General features: G+C 65.8%; 18 protein-coding genes. 6 read left to right on the forward strand and 12 right to left on the reverse strand.

Annotated features, from left to right (window positions below):
- The first annotated feature begins 148 nt into the window (after positions 1-148).
- Complete coding sequence (locus DDE10_RS11330; RefSeq protein ID WP_114952881.1) at positions 149-1,282, forward strand: glycosyltransferase family 4 protein; 1,134 nt, start codon at positions 149-151, stop codon at positions 1,280-1,282.
- Between the two features lie 111 nt (positions 1,283-1,393).
- Here DDE10_RS11330 and DDE10_RS11335 read toward each other — a convergent pair whose 3' ends face one another.
- The 4 genes from DDE10_RS11335 to DDE10_RS11350 form a co-directional block, all read right to left on the reverse strand.
- Entirely contained in the window at positions 1,394-2,764 is a 1,371-nt protein-coding gene (locus tag DDE10_RS11335; RefSeq protein ID WP_162806567.1) for an O-antigen ligase family protein, read from the reverse strand.
- Positions 2,761-4,056, reverse strand: a complete 1,296-nt coding sequence (locus DDE10_RS11340) for a hypothetical protein (RefSeq protein ID WP_114952883.1) — start codon at positions 4,054-4,056, stop codon at positions 2,761-2,763. Before DDE10_RS11340 ends, DDE10_RS11335 begins: the two co-directional genes overlap by 4 nt.
- The gene (locus tag DDE10_RS11345) at positions 4,053-4,862 is read right to left on the reverse strand and encodes a metallophosphoesterase family protein (RefSeq protein WP_114952884.1); all 810 of its coding nucleotides are present in this window, start codon (positions 4,860-4,862) and stop codon (positions 4,053-4,055) included. Before DDE10_RS11345 ends, DDE10_RS11340 begins: the two co-directional genes overlap by 4 nt.
- 110 nt (positions 4,863-4,972) lie before the next feature.
- On the reverse strand, positions 4,973-6,265 hold the full coding sequence (locus DDE10_RS11350) for a sugar transferase (protein WP_114952885.1): 1,293 nt from the start codon (positions 6,263-6,265) through the stop codon (positions 4,973-4,975).
- Positions 6,266-6,423: 158 nt separating this feature from the next.
- Here DDE10_RS11350 and DDE10_RS11355 point away from each other — a divergent pair, with 158 nt between their 5' ends.
- Positions 6,424-7,422 carry an SDR family NAD(P)-dependent oxidoreductase gene (locus DDE10_RS11355; RefSeq protein ID WP_114952886.1) on the forward strand — a complete coding sequence of 333 codons (999 nt, stop codon included), beginning with the start codon at positions 6,424-6,426 and terminating at the stop codon, positions 7,420-7,422.
- A gap of 33 nt (positions 7,423-7,455) precedes the next feature.
- Here DDE10_RS11355 and DDE10_RS11360 read toward each other — a convergent pair whose 3' ends face one another.
- From DDE10_RS11360 to DDE10_RS11375, 4 genes are all read right to left on the reverse strand, one after another.
- Positions 7,456-8,724, reverse strand: a complete 1,269-nt coding sequence (locus DDE10_RS11360; protein ID WP_284734601.1) for a nucleotide sugar dehydrogenase — start codon at positions 8,722-8,724, stop codon at positions 7,456-7,458.
- 95 nt (positions 8,725-8,819) lie between these two features.
- Complete coding sequence (locus DDE10_RS11365) at positions 8,820-9,617, reverse strand: tryptophan 2,3-dioxygenase (RefSeq protein WP_114952888.1); 798 nt, start codon at positions 9,615-9,617, stop codon at positions 8,820-8,822.
- 82 nt (positions 9,618-9,699) lie between these two features.
- Complete coding sequence (locus DDE10_RS11370) at positions 9,700-11,790, reverse strand: RelA/SpoT family protein (protein ID WP_114953012.1); 2,091 nt, start codon at positions 11,788-11,790, stop codon at positions 9,700-9,702.
- Between the two features lie 58 nt (positions 11,791-11,848).
- Positions 11,849-12,133 (reverse strand): CC_3452 family protein, encoded by a 285-nt coding sequence (locus DDE10_RS11375; RefSeq protein WP_114952889.1) that lies wholly within the window; start codon positions 12,131-12,133, stop codon positions 11,849-11,851.
- A 117-nt stretch (positions 12,134-12,250) separates the two neighbouring features.
- Here DDE10_RS11375 and DDE10_RS11380 point away from each other — a divergent pair, with 117 nt between their 5' ends.
- The gene (locus DDE10_RS11380; protein WP_284734602.1) at positions 12,251-12,718 is read left to right on the forward strand and encodes a winged helix-turn-helix transcriptional regulator; all 468 of its coding nucleotides are present in this window, start codon (positions 12,251-12,253) and stop codon (positions 12,716-12,718) included.
- Between the two features lie 49 nt (positions 12,719-12,767).
- On the opposite strand, the gene DDE10_RS11385 is transcribed toward DDE10_RS11380, so the two are convergent.
- The 4 genes from DDE10_RS11385 to DDE10_RS11400 all read right to left on the reverse strand — a co-directional run bounded on the left by DDE10_RS11385 (position 12,768) and on the right by DDE10_RS11400 (position 15,414).
- Positions 12,768-12,977, reverse strand: a complete 210-nt coding sequence (locus tag DDE10_RS11385) for a hypothetical protein (RefSeq protein WP_114952890.1) — start codon at positions 12,975-12,977, stop codon at positions 12,768-12,770.
- A gap of 154 nt (positions 12,978-13,131) precedes the next feature.
- Positions 13,132-13,476 (reverse strand): DNA-directed RNA polymerase subunit omega, encoded by a 345-nt coding sequence (gene rpoZ / locus DDE10_RS11390; RefSeq protein ID WP_114952891.1) that lies wholly within the window; start codon positions 13,474-13,476, stop codon positions 13,132-13,134.
- 108 nt (positions 13,477-13,584) lie between these two features.
- The gene (gene dnaN, locus DDE10_RS11395; RefSeq protein ID WP_114952892.1) at positions 13,585-14,697 is read right to left on the reverse strand and encodes a DNA polymerase III subunit beta; all 1,113 of its coding nucleotides are present in this window, start codon (positions 14,695-14,697) and stop codon (positions 13,585-13,587) included.
- 135 nt (positions 14,698-14,832) lie between these two features.
- Positions 14,833-15,414, reverse strand: coding sequence for an outer membrane beta-barrel protein (locus tag DDE10_RS11400; protein WP_114952893.1), 582 nt, complete (start codon positions 15,412-15,414; stop codon positions 14,833-14,835).
- A 98-nt stretch (positions 15,415-15,512) separates the two neighbouring features.
- On the opposite strand from DDE10_RS11400, the gene DDE10_RS11405 reads away from it, so the two are divergent.
- The 3 genes from DDE10_RS11405 (at position 15,513) to DDE10_RS11415 (ending at position 18,716) form a co-directional block, all read left to right on the forward strand.
- Positions 15,513-16,055 (forward strand): hypothetical protein, encoded by a 543-nt coding sequence (locus tag DDE10_RS11405; RefSeq protein WP_284734603.1) that lies wholly within the window; start codon positions 15,513-15,515, stop codon positions 16,053-16,055.
- 120 nt (positions 16,056-16,175) lie between these two features.
- The gene (gene rlmN / locus DDE10_RS11410; protein ID WP_114953015.1) at positions 16,176-17,360 is read left to right on the forward strand and encodes a dual-specificity RNA methyltransferase RlmN; all 1,185 of its coding nucleotides are present in this window, start codon (positions 16,176-16,178) and stop codon (positions 17,358-17,360) included.
- Between the two features lie 81 nt (positions 17,361-17,441).
- Positions 17,442-18,716 carry an SAM-dependent methyltransferase gene (locus DDE10_RS11415; protein ID WP_114952894.1) on the forward strand — a complete coding sequence of 425 codons (1,275 nt, stop codon included), beginning with the start codon at positions 17,442-17,444 and terminating at the stop codon, positions 18,714-18,716.
- Positions 18,717-18,718 lie beyond the last annotated feature (2 nt).

Genomic DNA, 18,718 nt, shown 5'->3' on the forward strand with positions numbered 1-18,718 from the left:
GCTCTCTTATCCCGGAATATGGTTCGGACGAAGCGCCTGTCGCCGGCCCAGGCCTCGGCGCCTAGCATAGAATCGGTACGCTGCCAGTCCAGCGGCAGGAAAGCGAAAGCCCTTGCCAGCGCCCCTGCCCGATGCTGAGCCAGGCGACGTGCGCGGAACACTCGCCCTTTCGATCAACGCGTCCTGGAACGTGCTCAACTTCCGGCGCGGGCTGGTGTCGGCCCTGCGGGAAGCGGGCTGGCACGTGGTCGCGCTGACGCCGGCGGACAGCTATGCCGATCGCCTGGCGGAAATCGACGTCGAGCATGTCCCGGTCGCGATCGACAGCGCCGGATTGTCCCCGCTGGCGGACCTGCGTCTGCTCGCACGATATCGCCGGCTCCTGAAGCGGATCAGCCCGGCCGCCTATCTGGGCTATACCGCAAAGCCGAACGTCTACGGCTCCCTCGCCGCCCAGGCGCTCGGCATTCCGGTGATCAACAACATATCCGGGCTGGGCACCGCCTTCATCGATCGGGGACCGGCGAGCCTGGTCCTGCCGCTCCTCTATCGTCTCGCCCTGCGCCGGTCGGCGACGGTCTTCTTCCAGAATCCGGAGGATCGCGACCTGTTCATTGCCAGGAAACTGGTTCCGGAGGCGCGGGCCCGCCTGTTGCCCGGCTCTGGCATCGATCTCGCGCGCTTCGCCCCTACCGTAGCAGAGCGCGCCGCCGCCGAGCTTTTCACCTTCCTGCTTCCGGGCCGGCTCCTGTGGCAGAAGGGCGTCCGAGAATATGTCGAGGCGGCACGCCTCGTCCGCCGCGAGGCGCCCGAGACCCGCTTCCAGCTGCTCGGCTTCCTTGATGTGGCGAACGTGTCCGCCGTCGGCAGGCGCGACGTCGATTCGTGGGAAGACGAGGGGCTGGTGGAATATCTCGGACACACGGACGACGTGCGCCCCTATTTCGCCGCCGCCGACTGCATCGTCCTGCCCTCCTATCGCGAAGGCTTGCCGCGATCGTTGCTCGAGGGGGCGGCCATGGCAAAGCCGCTGATCGCGACCGATGTCCCCGGCTGCCGCCAAGCCGTGGAGCATGAGGCGAACGGCCTGTTGTGCGCAGTGCGCGATCCCCGCGCGCTTGCGGAGGCGATGCTGGCCATGATCCGGACCTCGTCCGAGCGCCGCGCCCAGATGGGTGAAGCGGGCCGCCGCCGGGTCGAACGCGATTATGGCGAGGAGACGGTGATAGAGGCCTATCTGCAGGCGCTGGACGATGCGCTGACGCACAGGCCGAGCCGGTAGGGCCCGGCTCGGCTCGCCCGGCATTACCTAGCGACCCGGAAGGTTACCGCGGCTGTCGCATCCGACACCCCCTATCCTCGGTCGAGGATCCGGTTCGGTGTGCGAAAGGCTTCAGTCGGCCGTCAGGTGGAGCGTCGGCCGCTTGGGAGGCCAGCGCTTGCCGCCCTGATCGGCCCGGATACGCACCCGGCTCATCATCGCGCAGCACGCCGCGAAGATCGCGCTGATGGCGACGGTCCTCAGCGGATAATCGACCAGGCTGTGCGCCATGATCACCGCGGAAGCGATCGTCGCGGCCCGGCCGAAATAGTCCGGTTCCGCCGCCCTCCAAATGGCGGTTGCGCGTCGTGTCCACCACAGAAGGAACAGGATCAGCAGGATGCCGCCGAACAGGCCGGTTTCGAGCAGGACCTCGATCCAGTCGCTGTGGACGTGGTTTATATAGGTCGTCGTGACCCGATCCGGATCCTCGTACATGCGGTAGATTTGCGGGAAAGTGCCGATCCCCGAACCGAAGGGAAAATGGTCCTTCGCCGCTTCGAAGCTGGTGGTGAAGGTGGTGTAGCGCGAGACGACGTCGCCCTGAGCTTCCTCGCTGATGAGATTGTTGTCGAAGCGGCCGGAGAAGACAGCGGTGACGGAAGCAACGGCCAATAGGGCGATGGCGCCCACCGCCCAGGCTGGCACCTTGCGCCGGCGCATCGCCAGCAGGGCCGTCGCGCCCACGGCAGGAATCATCAGCCCGATACCGGCCAGCGATCCGTTGATGACGATCCCGATGACGACCAGCAGCAGCAGCCCGCCGCCGACGAGCAGCAAGGCGGACGACCGCGAAGAGCGCCCGCCTTTGGGCAAGGCCGACATCAGCAGGGCGCCGATGAAGGGGACGGCGACGACCAGCAGGGTCGCCATGTGATTGGCGTTCGAGAAGAAGCCGACGGTCACGCCGTAATTGGTGATCTCATAGAAGTACCAGGAAGATTCGGGGCCGCCGGAGATCTGGAGCGCTCCCACGAGCACGGATAGGCCCATCGCCAGCACGATGGACCAGCCGATCCAGCTTTCCCGGACCTGGAATCTCAGCATGGCGAGCAGGACGGCAGAAGCGGGAAGGAGCCAAAGCGCCGACGCCGCCGTCGAATAGGGCGCCAGCGAAAGCGGCAGCCAGGGCAGTGGTCGATCGAGGAGGAGGAAGGCCTGTTGAACCGGCTCGCGGCCGGGCAGGGCGGTCCATATCGCCGGCGGAAGAGGGATGAGCTGCACCGCTACCAGCCCGCCGCCCAGGATCAGCAGGAGGATCAGGCTGCGCGCGGGCGGGGAAAGGCCGGCCCCGGTGCGGACCGCGATCGACAGGCAAAGGAGTGGAACTGCCAGCAGCTGCAGGAGCAGGTTCGCCCACAGCCCGGCAGCGCTGGCGCCGCCGAGAAGCAGGCACAGGAAGACGTAGAAGGCCAGGACGGCGGAAAGGACGCGGTCCCTCATCGGCCCCCGTCCCTTTCGATCCGCAATCCGCTGATCGTCACTCGCTGATCCTCCGGAAACTCCGCCGCCTGGCCAACCAGCCGCAGCCATTGATTGGCACATCCTTCCGCAGGCACCGTGAAGGATTCGGAGAATGGCTTGCTGGCGAAATCCACGCCGACGATCGGTACCGTCACGAGCCTCGTCCCAGCTCGATGACAAGCGAGAGTCCAGGTCAGAAGGCCATGCTCCCCGTCCGCTTCACCGTCGGCCGCGAAGCTGATCCGATAGCGGCCCGGCTCCAGCCGGATCAGCTGCGTCGCCAATTCGACATTGTCGCGGCCATAATAGAGCGCCTGCAGCTCGCCCGACTGTCCGGCGGGCTCGGCATAGCCATGAGAGCCCGAGACGAAGCTCCAGTTGAAGGGCGGCGGTCCGGGACGGTCTTCGAAGCCGGGATCGTAGACTCCGCCTGCGAGCGCCACCGCATCGGGACGGACGATCTGCCGCCAGATCCGGAAAGCATCTTCGGTCCGGCCGCGATCCACCAGATTGTCGAGCAGCAATCGCTGCCAGCGAGGCGCAACCTGGCCGGGCGCCGGGCGCGGCTCGGCCCCCGCCAGCTCGACGATCATGGCGGGATCGCTGCCGTCGCGCGCGAGCTGCTCGAGCAGGGCGGAACGGATGCCCGGATCGGACGCCATGACGTGCCGAACGGCGGGCCGGGCGGCCGGATCGACCGCCATGCGGGCGAGCTCGCTGACCAGGAAGGGCCCGATATCGCTGAACACGCGGGTCAGGACGCCCATGGTCACCGCCGCCTCGGTGACACGCCCGTTGCGGATATGCTTGTCCAGCGCGAGGAGGAGGACGTAACGGGACCGCGGATTTCGCCGCGCCGCCATGGACACCAGTCGGTCCGCGCGTCGGCCATCGCCGAGCGCATCGGCGCGGCGCGCACCGATCAGCAGCGGCACCTCCGAGAGCGGTGCCCGGCCGAAGGCCTGCATCGTCGCCTCTTCGGTCGCCGCGGTCGGATCCCCGGCGAATCGAAGCTCGTCATAGGCCCGCTCGAGCTGGACCTCGGGGTGGCCCGGCGCGACCGTCGCAGCCATTTCGGGCCCGAGCTCCAGCAGCGCGTTCGCGACCGAGTAACGGTAGATCAGGAAGACGAGACCGAGGGCCGCCAGCCCCGCCGCGATCAGCCGCGGCCAGACAGTCGTCCAGGGCAGGGCTGCCGCAGCAGCCGCCTCGGCCGACGCGGATTTCCCGGACCTGCTCCGCCGGCGCCGGCCGGACGATCGCCGACTCATGAGCCGGTGCTCTCCTTCGCCCATCCGGGCGCGCCCGCGCCGGTGGTGGAGAGATACCAGCGGGCATCGTCCTCGATCACCAGGGCCGTCAGAACGCCGGTCCGATAGGCGCCGGTGTCGAGCCCGATGCGGTTCGGCCGCTCGTCCACCTGGTCGACGATGGTGTGGCCATGGACGACGACCAGTCCGTGTTCATCCTCGAAGCTGAGGAAGGGTTCCCGGATCCAGCGAAGGTCGAATTGCTCCTGTTCGTGCAACTCGAGACCCGGCCGAATCCCGGCATGGACCAGCAGATAGTCGCCGAACCGGAATGTGTCCGCGAAGCCGTCGATGAAGTCGACATGCTCCTGCGGCACCTTGCTCCTGATGCGCTCCACCGCCTCGCCGGGGGCGATCCGGCCCAGCTCGGCCGGATCGAGGCCATAGCTTTCGAGGCATTCCGATCCACCGAACTTCAGCCAATCCGCGAGGATATCGGACTCGCCGCCGACGATCCGCTGGAAGATCTCCTCGTGATTGCCGGCGAGAAAGATCGGCGTCGCGCCTTCCGGCCGATAGGTTCTGAGCCGGTCGAGCACGCCGGCCGAAGCGGGGCCGCGATCGATCAGATCGCCGAGGAAGACGATATAGGTCTTTCGGACTTCGCGCGATGCCGCGTCCGCCTCGATCTTGGCGAGGAGCGAATCGAGTAAATCGAGGCAGCCGTGGACGTCGCCGATCGCGTAGAGCCGCGCGCCTTCCTTGCCCCGGGGTGCCGGGCGCTGCCTTGCCGTGGAACGACGGGACAATCTTCTGAAGAAGCTCATTCTTCCCTCATCCCGAATTCAGCTGGCCATGCCCCCGCGGCACGGACGTAGGTTGCGCCGGCCCGAGCGGCAAGCCGCCAGAACTCGCCTCGCCGGCAGACTGCCGGCCTTCAGCGTGCGCCATAGCCGCTGACGATCACCCGTATCGTGCCTGCCAGGATCAGCAGGTCCAGCCAGAAGGAGAAATTCCGGATGTAGTAGAAATCGTAGTGCAGCTTCTCCAGCACCTCGTCGACGTTCGCGACATGGCCCTGCCGCAACTGGGCCCAGCCGGTGATTCCCGGACGGACGATGTGGCGATAGCGGTAGAAGGGAAGCTCCGCCTCGTACCAGCGCGAGAGGGGGATCGCTTCGGGACGCGGGCCGATCCAGCTCATCTCGCCCTTGAGAACGTTGACGATCTGCGGCAGCTCGTCGAGCCGGCGCCGCCGGAGGAACCGGCCGACGCGCGTCACGCGCATATCCTCGTGATCGGTCATCGCCGCCAGACGGGGGTCTGCCGTCGGATCGGTATCGGCCCGCATCGTCCGGAACTTGATCATCCGGAAGGTCGATCCGCGATAGCCGATCCGCTCCTGCCGGAAGAAGATCGGTCCCTTGGAATCGAGCCGGATGGCCACGGCGATGGCCAGCATGAACGGAGCGAGCAACGGCAGCGCCACCACGGCGGCAAGGACGTCGCCTATGCGCTTCACGCGGCCGTAGACGATTCCCGGGATGAGCGAGCCGAGATTGTTCTCGGACAGATGCTCAATGGCGACGCGGCCGGTCAGCGATTCCTCGAGCTGCTTGACATGCATGACGAGCATGCCGTCGAGCGCGCGATCGGCCAGGAAGCGCTCCCAGCGATCGTCGAGGTCCGCGCGGAGATCGGCGACGATCATGTCAAGCTGTCCGGACGAGGTTTCCGCCTTCGTCAGATCGACCCACACCACCTCGTCGATACCGGTCAGCCGATCGGTTCCGCCGACCGGGACGAAGCCGATCCTGAGCCGCTGCCGGCGCAGGTTGAAGTAGAGCAGGTAGTACCACAGGAGGCAGAGCAGAAAGCTCACCGAGAAGTGGAGGCGGCTATAGTCGAGCCGTGCGAAGAAGAAGAGGGCGAGGACCAGGCCGTACGTGACGGCGAAGGTCGGCAGGATGTTGTAATAGGCCCGCACGCCCGGATAGCGGGAGAGCCTGCGAAAGCCATAATAGCCGACGGCGAGCGCGACGGTGGTGCCGATCAGCGAATTCTGCAGGCCCGGCCACTCCAGCTCCTCGATCGCGAAGCTGACGCGCACCGCCCAGGGCAGCAGGACGGCGAGCAGCAGCCCGACACCCATCTGGAAGGTCGGCCGGCCCCAGATGGCACGTCGCGGCACCGTGTATCTAGCGGGTGGTTCGGCCACGGCGGGGGTCATGGTTCCTCGGGACAGCATGTCGGCGGCGGAGCGTAAGGAAGACGCACGGCCAAAGTCCATGGGGATCGGCGCTGGGGCAGCTACAGGCAGACCTTGCGGTTGTCGACCCGCTACCGCTTCTGTAAGCGCGCGGGCGACCAACATCTGTCTGGGGTAGCATGACCGTTCTCGTCACCGGCGTCGCCGGCTTCATCGGTTTCCACGTCGCCGACCGCCTGATGGCGAGGGGCGAGAGCGTCGTCGGCCTGGACTGCGTCAACGACTATTACAGCGTCCAGCTCAAGCGCGACCGACTGGCCGAGCTCCAGCGGCGGCACGGCGACGCCTTTCAACACATCGAGGCCGACTTTGCCGACGACGATGCCCTGGACCGGGCGATGGCGGGCGCGGATTTCGACCGGATCGTGCATCTCGGCGCCCAGGCCGGCGTCCGCTACTCGCTCGAGAATCCGCGAGCCTATGTGCGCGCCAATCTGGCCGGGCACCTCAACCTGCTTGAGGTCGCGCGCCACCGCCGATCCTCCCACCTCGTCTATGCCTCATCCTCGTCGGTCTATGGCGGCAACGACACCCTGCCCTTTCGCGTCGAGGACCGGGTTGACCATCCGCTTTCGCTCTACGCCGCGACCAAGAAGGCGGACGAGCTGATGAGCGAAACCTATGCCCATCTCTATCGCCTTCCGCAGACGGGGTTGCGCTTCTTCACCGTCTACGGGCCGTGGGGGAGGCCGGACATGGCGATGTGGCTATTCACTCGAGCCATCCTCGCTGGCGAGCCGATCGACGTATTCGGCGAAGGCAATATGCGCCGCGACTTCACCTATATCGACGACATCGTCACGGGCGTCGTCGCCGCGCTCGACAATCCGCCGCCGGACGACGGGCAGGAGAAGGCCGGCGGCAGCGTGGCGCCGCACCGGGTCTACAATATCGGCAACAACCGCTCCGAGGAGCTGACCCGCATGATCGGGTTGATCGAGCAGGCATGCGGTCGCAAGGCCGAGAAGAGGCTGCTGGACATGCAGCCGGGCGACGTTCGCGACACCTATGCCGACATCAGCGCCATCCAGCGCGACCTTGGCTTCCAGCCGACGACGAGCATCGACGATGGCGTGCCGAGATTCGTCGCCTGGTATCGCGAGTATCACGGCTCATAGGCCGCCACGCCCTGTGCGGCGGACAGCTTCGACTTAGAGAGTCCAGCGCCCGATACGCCCCCCGAAATCGAGGCTGCGCCACATGCCTTTCAGGTCGGCAATGCAGCCGCCGTCCAGGGCGAGGCGTGCTATCGCCTCGGCCGGCATCTGACGATATTCGGCGTGCGGCACGGCGGCCACGACGAGGTCGTAGCTGCGGTCGAGCGCGTCGCCGGCAAGATCAATCCCATATTCGTGTCGTGCCTCTTCGACGTCGGCGCGGGGGTCGTGCACCGTGATTCGGTGGCCCAGCTCCTCGAGCCTCCGAATAACGTCGATCACCCGGCTGTTCCGAAGGTCGGGGACATCCTCCTTGAACGTCAGTCCCATCACGAGAACCGAGCCCGCTCGCTCGCCGGTCTCACGGTGCAGGCTGTCGGCGATCCAACGCCCCATACCGTCATTGATCGAGCGGCCGGCGAGGATGACCTGAGGATCGTGGCCGAGCTGCTGGGCTCGATAGCTCAGATAATAGGGATCGATGCCGATGCAGTGGCCCCCGACAAGCCCGGGCTGGAAGTTGAGGAAGTTCCATTTCGTCCCGGCGGCGTCGAGCACGTCCCACACCGAGATATCGAGCTTGGCGAAGATCTGGGCGATCTCGTTCATGAACGCGATATTGATGTCGCGCTGCGCATTCTCGATCACCTTGGCCGCTTCCGCGGCGCGGATCGAAGCGGCGCGGAACACGCCGGCGCTGGTCACGGCGCCGTAGATCCGGGCCAGCGTCTCCGTCACGTCGGCATTCTGCCCCGCCACCACCTTGACGATGCGATCGACCGTATGTTCGCGGTCACCGGGATTGATCCGCTCGGGAGAGTAACCCAGGAAGAAGTCGCGACCGCAGACCTTGCCGGAGGCCTGCTCCAGCAAGGGGCCGCAAATCTCCTCCGTCACGCCCGGATAGACGGTGCTTTCGTAGACGACGATGGCGCCCGGCTTGTCGAGCAGGGTACCAACGGTCCTCGACGCGCTGGTGATGGCGTCCAGATCCGGACGATTGTCCGACTGCACCGGCGTCGGCACGGTCACGATATAGAGGTCAGCTCCGCGGCAGGTGTCAGCGTCGGCCGTCAGATCCAGCGGAGATTGCGAGAGGATCTCGGTCTCCACCTCGCCCGTCCGGTCATGACCCTCCCGGAGTTCGGCGATGCGGGATTTGTTGACGTCGAGGCCGACGACGGAGAATTTACGAGCGAGTGCCACGGCCAGTGGCAGCCCGACATAACCCAGGCCGACGACGACAATCCTGATGTCCTTCACGCTTTTCCCCGGCCTGATGAAGCTCGCCTTGTCAGGCGCGCGGTTCCCCTAACGACTTGCAGGGCGGGTCGCCAAGCCGAATCGTCCCTGCCGGTTCAAAGCGAGGTCCGCAGGCTCCAGAGCTCGGGGAAGGCGCGCTTCGTCAGCGTCGCCTGGAGGTAAGGGACGCCCGGCGTTCCGCCCGTACCCCGCTTGAAGCCGATCACCCGCTCGACCGTGATCACATGCTTGTGGCGCCAGCCGGCAAGCGCGTCGTCGATGTCGACCAGCTTCTCGGCAAGTTGATAGAAAGGCCAATAGCGCTCGACGTCTCGATAGACCTGGGCCCAGCAAGCCTCGACCGCCTCGCTGGGCTGGTATGGCTGGGTCCAGTCGCGGTCGAGAACCTCGCCGGGGAGCGCGAAGCCCGATCGTGCGAGAGCGGCATTGGCCTCGTCCCAAAGGCTCGGGCGGGCAAGGGCGGCGGTCAGCGCCCGGTGCGCGTCCGAGCCTTCCTCCTGATAGCGCAGATGCGAATCCTGCTTGAGCCCGAGGAGGAATTCGAAGGTCCGGAACTGCGCGGACTGAAATCCGCTCGATGATTCGAGAACGCCGCGAAAGGTGAGATAGTCGGATGGCGTCAGCGTCGACAGGATGTTCCAGCTCGACGTCATGATCTCCTGGATGCGCGAAACCCGAGAGAGATTCTTGTGCACCTCGATGAGCTTGTCGTCGCGCACCAGCGCCAGCGCCAGCTCCAGCTCGTGGACGATCTGCTTGAGCCAAAGCTCCTTCGTCTGGTGGATGATGATGAACAGCATCTCGTCATGATGGTCGGAGAGCGGGTGCTGCGCCGACAGCAACGTCTCGAGGCCAAGATAATGGCCGTAGGTCATGGTCTGAGTCTGGGTCATCGCGGGCCCCCTATCATGGTCGCCGAAGCCCGCATATCGGCGTTTCACGGCGCGGCGGCGGACGAACCGCGTCCTCCAGCGGCTAGAGCCGCTCGGCGGTCGAGACGACGTCGGTGGCGCGAAGCGCCGCCAGGATCCGCATCAGATGCTGCAGGTCGTGGACTTCGACGTCGAGCATGAAGGTGTGGAAGCTGCCGTCGCGGGCGGTCTGGTCCATGCTGACGATGTTGGCGCCATGGCTGCCGAGAATGCCGGCAATCACCGCCAGCGAGCCCGGCTGGTTCTTGATGATGATCGACAGGCGTGCCGTGCCGCCGTCGGTCTCGTCGCCCCAGGCGAGGTCGACCCAGTCGGCGTCGATCCCGCTTGCCAGATTGTCACAACCGATGACGTGGACCTCGATACCCTCGCCCTCCCGGCGCAAGCCGACGATGCGGTCGCCGGGGATCGGATGGCAGCAGTCGGCGAGATGGAAGGCGACGCCGGGCGTCAGGCCCTTGATCGAGATGGCGGTACGCTGCGGGGGCGGCTTCACGCCCTCCTTCATCGCCGACCCCGGCATCAGGGCTTCCATGACCGCGACGTCGTCGATCCGCTTCAGCGCGATTTCCTCCATCAACGTTTCGTCATCGGGAAGATGGAGGCGACGCAATGCCTCGGTCATCGCCTCCCAGCCGAGTGGCGCCGGCAGGCGCTGGACGATCTCGTCGAAAATCTTGCGGCCGAGGGCGATCGTCTCCTCGCGCTCCTTGGATTTCACCCAGCGTCGTATCTTGGCCCGCGCCTTTCCGGTGACGACGTAGCTCAGCCAGGCAGGTTGCGGGTGCTGCGCCTTGGAGACGAGAATCTCGACCTGGTCGCCGTTGCCGAGCGGCGTCCGGAGCGGCATCACGCGTCCGTTGATCTTTGCACCGACGGTCTGGTCGCCCAGATCCGTATGGACAGCGTAAGCAAAGTCGATCGGCGTCGCGCCCTTGGGCAACTGGATGAGTTCGCCCTTTGGGGTGAAGGCGAAGATCCGGTCCTGGTACATCGCCATCCGGGTATGTTCGAGCAACTCCTCCGCGGTTGCCGCGTGCTCGAGTATCTCGACCAGATCGCTGATCCACGGGTGCTTCGTCGTGGCGGCGAGCTTGCCCTCCTTATAGGCCCAATGGGCGGCAAGACCGTGCTCGGCCTGGGCGTGCATCTCATTGGTGCGGATTTGGATCTCGATCCGCATCTGCTCGTCGTGGATGATCGTGGTGTGCAGCGAACGATAGCCGTTGCGCTTCGGCGTCGAGATGAAATCCTTGAACCGGCCGGGCACCATCGGCCAGCGCTGATGGATGAGGCCCAAGGTCCGGTAGCATTCGTCGACCGAGCCGACGATGGCACGAAAGGCCATCACGTCGGACAGCTGCTCGAAGCTGACGTGGCGCTCGGCCATCTTGCGCCAGATCGAATAGGGGTGCTTCTCGCGCCCCTGCACTTCCGCCTCGATCCCATCGGCCTCGAGATGCGCCTTGATCCCGCGTCCGATCCGCTGAATCAGGTCGCCGCCGCCTCCCCGATGAAGCCGCTCGATTCGCTTCGTGATCGACTCGTAGGCGTCGGGCTCGAGCTCGCGGAAAGCGAGCGTCTGCATCTCGGTCATGAACTCATACATGCCGATCCGCTCCGCGAGCGGCGCGTAGATGTCCATCGTCTCGCGGGCGATGCGCCGGCGCTTCTCGCCATCCTTGATGAAGTGGAGCGTGCGCATGTTGTGCAACCGGTCGGCCAGCTTGACCAGGAGCACGCGTATGTCGGTCGACATGGCAAGCAGGAACTTGCGCAGATTCTCCGCCGCGCGCTGGCTCTCGCTCTGCGCCTCGATCCTGGACAGCTTGGTGACGCCGTCCACCAGCCGCGCGACGCTGCCCCCGAACAGCTTCTCGATCTCGTCGGGGGTGGCCACCGTGTCCTCGATCGTGTCGTGGAGGATGGCGGTGACGATCGTCTCGTCGTCGAGCCGAAGGTCGGTGAGGATGCCAGCCACCTCGATCGGATGGCTGAAATAAGGGTCGCCCGAGGCCCTCTTCTGGGTACCGTGTGCCTTCATCGAGAAGACATAGGCGCGATTGATCAGCGCCTCGTCGGCGTCGGGATCGTACCCCTTGACCTTCTCGACCAGCTCATATTGGCGCAGCACGCTCACAAGATGGGGTGCGAGGCGGCTGACTTGCAACCCAAAATGCTGAGCGGGGCGCTCAGCGCGCTCGCCGGTTGCAGCTTTCCAGCGCTTCGACCGCGAAGGGCTGGCCCTCGACCGAGAAGCTCCTCAGCGCGCCGACCTCCCGGACCAGGGTGGAGCAGACAATGGCGGGACGGCTCGCCGACCGCGGCGAGACGCAGGTCCCGGCGCTGCATCGCCAGATATTCTCGCGGGCGACGAACCGCTCCCTCGTCGGCGGAGTCGCCGGCTCGGCGCTATAATAAGGACCCGAGGCCACCGGCGTCGCGAAGGCGAGAGCGAAAAGAGGGAAAAAGGCCATCGCTGAACACCCCTGTTAGTTGCGTAGCGCAACCTATATTTTTGTGAGTTTCTGCTTGCAACTGGAAATGCTGCGCGGGCATGTCTTATTCGATGGATAGCGCGTAGGATCGAACCGATGCTGGACCTGGAGCGCCATCGGGAGCTGCTGCGGCAATGCTCGATCGCCGCCGCGCTTGAGGCGGTGGGCGAACGGTGGTCGTTTCTCATCCTGCGCGGCGCCTTCAACGGCCTCCATCATTTCGAGGAATTCCAGACCACGCTTGGGATCGCGCGCAACATCCTGTCGAACCGGCTCGTGCGGCTGGTCGAGAACGGAATATTGGAGCGCGTTCCCGACGCGGCGGATCGGCGCAAGGTCTCCTACCGGCTGACCGACAAGGGCCGCGACCTGCTGCCGGTGCTGCTGTCGCTGCGGCAATGGGGTGAGCGCTGGCTCTCGGGCAAGCCGAGCAATCCGGTGCTGGTCGACCGCCTCAGCCGCCAGCCGATCCAGCCGATGAGCGTGCGCGCCGCCGACGGGCGCGTGCTCGGCCTGAACGAACTGGAATGGATCGACCGGTCGGAAGTGCCCCCCGCGCCATAAAAAAGGCGGCGCCGGAGCGCCGCCTTCATTCCTTGGCCGTCAGTCGGGCCTACGGGCTGACAGGCGTGTTGTCCGGCCCATCGCCGCCCGAGACCGCGACCATCGCGATCAGGATCACCAGGATCAGGCCGAGGAAGACCGGGGTACCGGCCCCCGCAAGCTCGCTGGCATCATCCATTCCGGCCGAAGCGCGCACATTCGCAGCCTGCGCCGGCGCCGCGTTGGGCGCCGCATAGGCGGCTGCGGGAGCAACGGCCATGGACGCAGCCACAGCTGCTGCCATCATTCTTCTCACGATCACTTATCATCCCTCCCTGTCAGCGCGAGTATTCGACCCACTGATTCGGTCTTAACACAGTTGCCGCCGCGGTCAAACGCGCCGGGGGTCGAGATTTCACCCCCATGGCATGGCCTTAGCCCTCGTAGTCGCCGCCGGCATTGTTGTTGCGCTGCGGCGCCGCCGCGGTGAGGCGCAGCGCCTCGGCCGAGGCGCTGATCGATCCAACCTCGTCGGCGACATCGTCCTCGTCGACCTGGACGCGCTGAAGGCTGCTAACCAGCGATTCCTCCAGGTCGCGCGGCATCACCGTCTCTTCGGCGACCTCGCGCAGGGCGACGACCGGATTCTTGTCGCGGTCACGATCAATGGTGAGTTCGGCTCCGCCCGAGATCTGCCGCGCCCGCTGGGCCGCGAGCAGCACCAGGTCGAAACGGTTCGGGATCTTGTCGACGCAATCTTCGACGGTTACGCGCGCCATTCGGCAGCTCCACTTTCAACAGGCCTGCGGGGAAGGCCGCGCGCCTAGCAGCGGCCTCCATTCAAGTCAATGTAGGCGCGCCCCGCGCCCTCGCCAAGACGGAGCGGATCAGACCCGCATGGGCATCAGCACGTAGAGCGCCGGTGCCTTGTCATTCTCCCTGAGGAGGGTCGGGGCGGCGGCGTCGGCGAGATGGACCTCGACCGTGTCGCCCTCGATCTGTCCAAGGATGTCGAGCAGATAGCGGGCATTGAAACCGATTTCGAATCCGTCGGCGGCATAGTCCGCCGGCACTTCCTCCGCCGCAGTGCCGTTCTCCGGAGACGTGACGGAGAGCGTCACCCGATCCCGGTCGAGCGCCATCTTGACCGCACGGGTCCGCTCGCTGGCAATCGTCGAGACGCGGTCGACGCCTTCCTCGAAGCTGCGGGCATCGATCTTGAGCAGCTTGTCGTTCGCCGTCGGAATGACGCGGCTATAGTCGGGGAAGGTTCCGTCGATGAGCTTGGAGGTGAGCACGGCGTTGCCGAGGCCGAAACGGATTTTCGAGTCCGACAGCGACAGCTGGACGGTGCCGTCGACCTCGTCGAGCAGCTTGCGCAGCTCGCCGACGCATTTGCGCGGGATGATGACGCCCGGCATGCCATTCGCGCCCTCCGGACGCGGCACCGTTACCCGGGCCAGCCGGTGCCCGTCGGTGGCCGCCGCCTTGAGCACCGGCTGCGCATCGTCCGAAACGTGGACGTAGATGCCGTTCAGATAATAGCGCGTTTCTTCGGTGGAGATGGCGAACCGCGTCTTGTCGATGATCTGGCGCAGCGTCGCCGCCGGGAGCTCGAACCGCGTCGGAAGCTCGCCTTCGGCGATGATCGGGAAATCGTCCCTGGGCAAGGTGGCCAGAGTGAAGCGGGCGCGGCCGGCATTGACCTGCATCCGACCCTCGGCGGCGATCAGTTCGACCTGCGACCCTTCGGGCAGCTTGCGGACGATCTCGAACAAGGTGTGCGCCGGCACCGTCGTGGCCCCGGGATCCTGGACGTTGGCCTCTACCCGCTCGTTGATCTGGAGGTCGAGATCGGTGGCCATGAGCCGCAGCCCGCCATCCTCCTCCGCCTCGAGAAGCACGTTCGAGAGGATCGGAATCGTGTTGCGGCGCTCGACCACCGAGTGGACATGGCCCAGTCCCTTGAGAAGCGTCGCCCGCTCGATCGTCGCCTTCATCGATTACCCCTGATGTCCCGCACGTTTCGGTCGGAAGGTTATAGCGGCCGCAGCCGCGCCCGCCAGTGGCTTGTGCGCCGGGCGCAACAGAAAAGGGCCGAAGCGCGCGGCTTCGGCCCTTCCCTTGGCTTCGCCTTAGAAGCGGAAGCCGAAGCCGGCGACGACCTGGTGGCGATCGAACCCCTGCTCGTAATTGGAGTAGCGATACTCCGTCTTGGCATAGCTGTTGGGACCGAGCGCGAATTCGAGGCCGGCGCCGACCCGGACGCCGTCGAGATTTTCGCCTTCCTCGAAGTCGAGGTCCGTGCCTGTGGTGCCATCCTCATAGTCGAGGTTGACTCGGCTGTTGGTGTAGCCGGCCTTGCCGTAGGCGAGCACGCGGCGACTGACTGGAACGCCGACGCGGCCGCCGACATACAGATCGCGCCCCGCGCCGACGCACAATTCGTCGCCGGTGCGATCCACGTCGCTGACGCATTCGTCCACGGTGGAATCGGTTACCTCGCCCTCGACGCCGAGAACCGCGCCACCGGCATTGAAGTCGTAACCGACCTGGGCGCCGTAGGCGACGCCATCGCTATTCTCACCTTCGACGTCGGTGGTATCGTAGCCGACGATGCCCTCGACGCGGAGGCCGGAGAAGGGGGCGCTGTCCTGAGCAAAGGCGGGGGAGGCGACGGTGCCCGCCAACAGGGCGGACAAAAGATACTTACGCATACCAACAAAACTCCTATTCTGTCTTCGGACCCCCTGTTTTCGGGTCCTGCAAAAGGACGTGCCTCCCACGCGCGGCTGTCGGGAATGTTTCATTAACCATGAATAAACGGGTCCTGCTGTTGCTGCGGCGCTGCATCACGAGCCACCGCCGGACCGCTGCGGCGATGATGGTATTCGCCTTCGTCTCCATGGCGTTGGCGCCACCTGCGGCGGCACAGCAACAGTCTCTCGGCATTTTCGGAATGTGGGGCGCCATTGCCGCCGGCGGCCGCTGCTACGCCATCTCCCAGCCCTACCGCGCTCCGCGCGCGGAGCAATGGCGGCCGTTCGTCGCCGTCGGTCACTGGTCCGGGCGCCGCACCGGCGGCCAGGTCCATGTCAGGCTCAGCCGGGAGAAAAGAGCGGGTTCCGCGGTGCTGTTGCGCATCGACGGCCGCAGCTTTCAGCTTCGCGGCGGCGGCCGTGATGCCTGGGCACCCGACGGCCGGGCCGATGACGAGATCAGAACGGCGATGCGAACCGGAATCGAGATGATCGTCGAGACGCGATCGGTGCGCGGCCTCTTGGTTCGCGACCAGTATCGCCTGCGCGGCGCGGCCACGGCCATGGATGCTGCGGCATTGGCCTGCGCGGGGCGCTGACCGGACGGGATCGTCGGGTCTGCGGGCCGAGCCTCGAAATGGGTGCAGTACTTGCCCGCAAGCGCTCCTTCTGGAAATTCGCGCGATTTCGCCTACATGCACCGCCTCATGACAGCCGCCATGCCCATCCCCGGTCATATCGACCCGGTTCCCGTCCCGCGTCCCCAGGTCGCGACGGACGATCCGCGCCCCGATCTCCTCGGCCTGGCGCGTCCGCAGATACGCGATCTCCTGACCGAGGCCGGCCTCGACGACCGGCAGGCGAAGCTCCGCGCCAAGCAATTGTGGCATCAGATCTACAATCGCGGCGCCCGCGACTTCCAGGACATGAGCGACATCGCCAAGCCGCAGCGCGCCTGGTTCGCGGAGCGCTTCCGGATCGGCCGGCCCGAGGTGGTGACCGAGCTGGTCTCCACCGACGGCACCCGCAAATGGCTGCTGCGCACCGGCGACGGGCATGATTTCGAGATGGTGTTCATCCCCGATGCCGATCGCGGGACATTGTGCGTCTCGAGCCAGGTCGGCTGCACGCTGAACTGCCGCTTCTGCCATACCGGGACGATGCGCCTGGTCCGCAACCTCACCGCCGGCGAGATCGTCGGACAGGTGATGCTCGCCCGGGATTCTCTCGGCGAATGGCCGTCGCAACCGGAAGGGCGGATGCTGTCGAACATCGTCATGATGGGCATGGGCGAGCCACTCTACAATTTCGACAATGTCCGGGACGCGTTGCGGATCGTCATGGACGGCGACGGCCTGGGCCTTTCGCGCCGGCGCATCACCCTCTCAACCTCGGGCGTGGTGCCGATGATGGCGCGGGCGGGCGAGGAGATCGGCGTCAACCTCGCCGTATCGCTCCATGCCGTCACGAAGGAGGTGCGAGACGAGATCGTGCCGCTCAACCGCAAATATGGAATAGACGAACTGCTCGAAGCCTGCGCCGCTTATCCCGGCGCCAATAATGCCCGCCGCATCACCTTCGAATATGTGATGCTGAAGGACAAGAATGACAGCGACGAGGATGCGCACGAGCTGGTCCGACTGATCCGCAAGTACCGGCTTCCCGCCAAGGTCAATCTGATCCCTTTCAATCCGTGGCCGGGCGCGGCCTATGAATGCTCCTCCGACGAGCGCGTTCGCCGCTTCTCCGAAATCGTGTTCGAGGCCGGGATCAGCGCCCCGGTCCGACGGCCACGCGGCCGGGACATCATGGCCGCCTGCGGACAGCTGAAATCGGCGGCCGAGAAGAAGAGCCGTGCCGAACTGGACCGCATCGCTGCGGAGAAACAGGCCGCTCTGGTTTAGTTCCGCGGCCCGTCGCGCAGCGGGACCGAGCTGCCTCGCCTAGATGCTTGCTCCTTGGCTCCACCTCGATAAGGTGAGGGCATGTGGCTACTGGACAAGATGCTCCGCCGGCTCGTCAAGAAAGGCGAGCTCATCGTCGTCGACCATGACGGCAAGACCTATCGTTATGGGGCGCCCGACCCGCAGCACGGGCCGATCACCGTCCGTCTCACCGATCGACGCGCCGCCTTCGACATCGCCAAGGATCCGCGCCTCGGGGCGGGCGAGGCCTATATGGATGGGCGGCTGGTCGTCGAGCCGCCGCACGAGGTCCGCGACCTCCTCCTGTTCGCCCGCTACAACGCCCCCTGGGAGCGGCCGGGCGCCCTCCGTCCGCGCGGCTTGCTTCGGCGCGGTGCCGCCGCCATCGCCGGCCGGCTCGACCAGGTCAATTGGAAGACTCGCTCGCGCCGCAACGCCGAGCATACCTACAACCTGACGCGGCGGCTCTACGAGCTGTTCCTCGACGAGGATCGGCAATATACCTGCGCTTATTACCGCGACACGGCGAACAGCCTCGAGCAGGCCCAGCTCGACAAGAAGGCGCACATCGCCGCCAAGCTGAACCTGAAGCCGGGCATGAGAGTGCTCGACATCGGTTGCGGCTGGGGCGGCCTCGCTCTGTATCTCAACCGTCATTACGACGTCGACGTGCTCGGCGTCGCGCTGGCACCGGACCAGATCGCCTTCGCCAACGAGCGCGCCGCCGCGGCCGGCGTCGCCGACCGGGTGAAGTTCGAGCTCAAGGACTATCGCGAAGTCGAGGGCGAGTTCGACCGCATCACCAGCGTCGGCCTGATCGAGCATCTGGGTACGCCGCATTACCCGACCTTCTTCGCGCACACCCACCGGCTGCTGAAGCTCGACGGCGTGATGTTCTCGCACTGCTGCGGGCGGATGGGAAAGCCGGCAGGCACGACCGACGCCTGGACGCGCAAGTACATTTTCCCGGGCGGCTATATCCCCGCGCTGTCGGAGCTTGTTTCCGAGGCCGAGCGCAACCGCCTCATCGTCTCCGATGTCGAGGCCGTGCGATACCATTACGCCCACACGCTCGAGGAATGGTACAACCGCACCAACGCGGCGCGGGAAGAGATCGTCGAGCTCTATGACGAGCGCTTCTTCCGGATGTGGCAATTCTATCTCGCCGGCGCCGAGGCCGCCTTCCGCTATGGCGGACTGGTCAATTGGCAGGTCCAATATCTGAAGCGGCGCGACGCCATCCCGATGACGCGGGACTTCATGTTCGAGGAGGAGGCGCGGCTGCGCGGAGCCGAGGAGGCGCCGGAATGGCACCTCAGCCGGGCGGCGGAATAGCC

This window comes from Sphingosinicella terrae, from assembly GCF_003347635.1.
In the GTDB taxonomy this organism is placed as follows: Bacteria; Pseudomonadota; Alphaproteobacteria; order Sphingomonadales; family Sphingomonadaceae; genus Allosphingosinicella; species Allosphingosinicella terrae.

Excerpts from the sequence above, each read along its gene's own strand:
- DDE10_RS11415 (WP_114952894.1), top strand. The coding sequence starts at position 17,442 with ATGTGGCTACTGGACAAGATGCTCCGCCGGCTCGTCAAGAAAGGCGAG.
- DDE10_RS11340 (WP_114952883.1), bottom strand. The coding sequence starts at position 4,056 with ATGAGTCGGCGATCGTCCGGCCGGCGCCGGCGGAGCAGGTCCGGGAAA.
- DDE10_RS11405 (WP_284734603.1), top strand. The coding sequence starts at position 15,513 with ATGAATAAACGGGTCCTGCTGTTGCTGCGGCGCTGCATCACGAGCCAC.
- DDE10_RS11365 (WP_114952888.1), bottom strand. The coding sequence starts at position 9,617 with ATGACCCAGACTCAGACCATGACCTACGGCCATTATCTTGGCCTCGAG.
- DDE10_RS11335 (WP_162806567.1), bottom strand. The coding sequence starts at position 2,764 with ATGAGGGACCGCGTCCTTTCCGCCGTCCTGGCCTTCTACGTCTTCCTG.
- rpoZ (WP_114952891.1), bottom strand. The coding sequence starts at position 13,476 with ATGGCGCGCGTAACCGTCGAAGATTGCGTCGACAAGATCCCGAACCGT.
- rlmN (WP_114953015.1), top strand. The coding sequence starts at position 16,176 with ATGCCCATCCCCGGTCATATCGACCCGGTTCCCGTCCCGCGTCCCCAG.
- dnaN (WP_114952892.1), bottom strand. The coding sequence starts at position 14,697 with ATGAAGGCGACGATCGAGCGGGCGACGCTTCTCAAGGGACTGGGCCAT.
- DDE10_RS11400 (WP_114952893.1), bottom strand. The coding sequence starts at position 15,414 with ATGCGTAAGTATCTTTTGTCCGCCCTGTTGGCGGGCACCGTCGCCTCC.
- DDE10_RS11345 (WP_114952884.1), bottom strand. The coding sequence starts at position 4,862 with ATGAGCTTCTTCAGAAGATTGTCCCGTCGTTCCACGGCAAGGCAGCGC.
- DDE10_RS11350 (WP_114952885.1), bottom strand. The coding sequence starts at position 6,265 with ATGACCCCCGCCGTGGCCGAACCACCCGCTAGATACACGGTGCCGCGA.
- DDE10_RS11385 (WP_114952890.1), bottom strand. The coding sequence starts at position 12,977 with ATGGCCGTTGCTCCCGCAGCCGCCTATGCGGCGCCCAACGCGGCGCCG.
- DDE10_RS11380 (WP_284734602.1), top strand. The coding sequence starts at position 12,251 with ATGCTGGACCTGGAGCGCCATCGGGAGCTGCTGCGGCAATGCTCGATC.
- DDE10_RS11355 (WP_114952886.1), top strand. The coding sequence starts at position 6,424 with ATGACCGTTCTCGTCACCGGCGTCGCCGGCTTCATCGGTTTCCACGTC.
- DDE10_RS11375 (WP_114952889.1), bottom strand. The coding sequence starts at position 12,133 with ATGGCCTTTTTCCCTCTTTTCGCTCTCGCCTTCGCGACGCCGGTGGCC.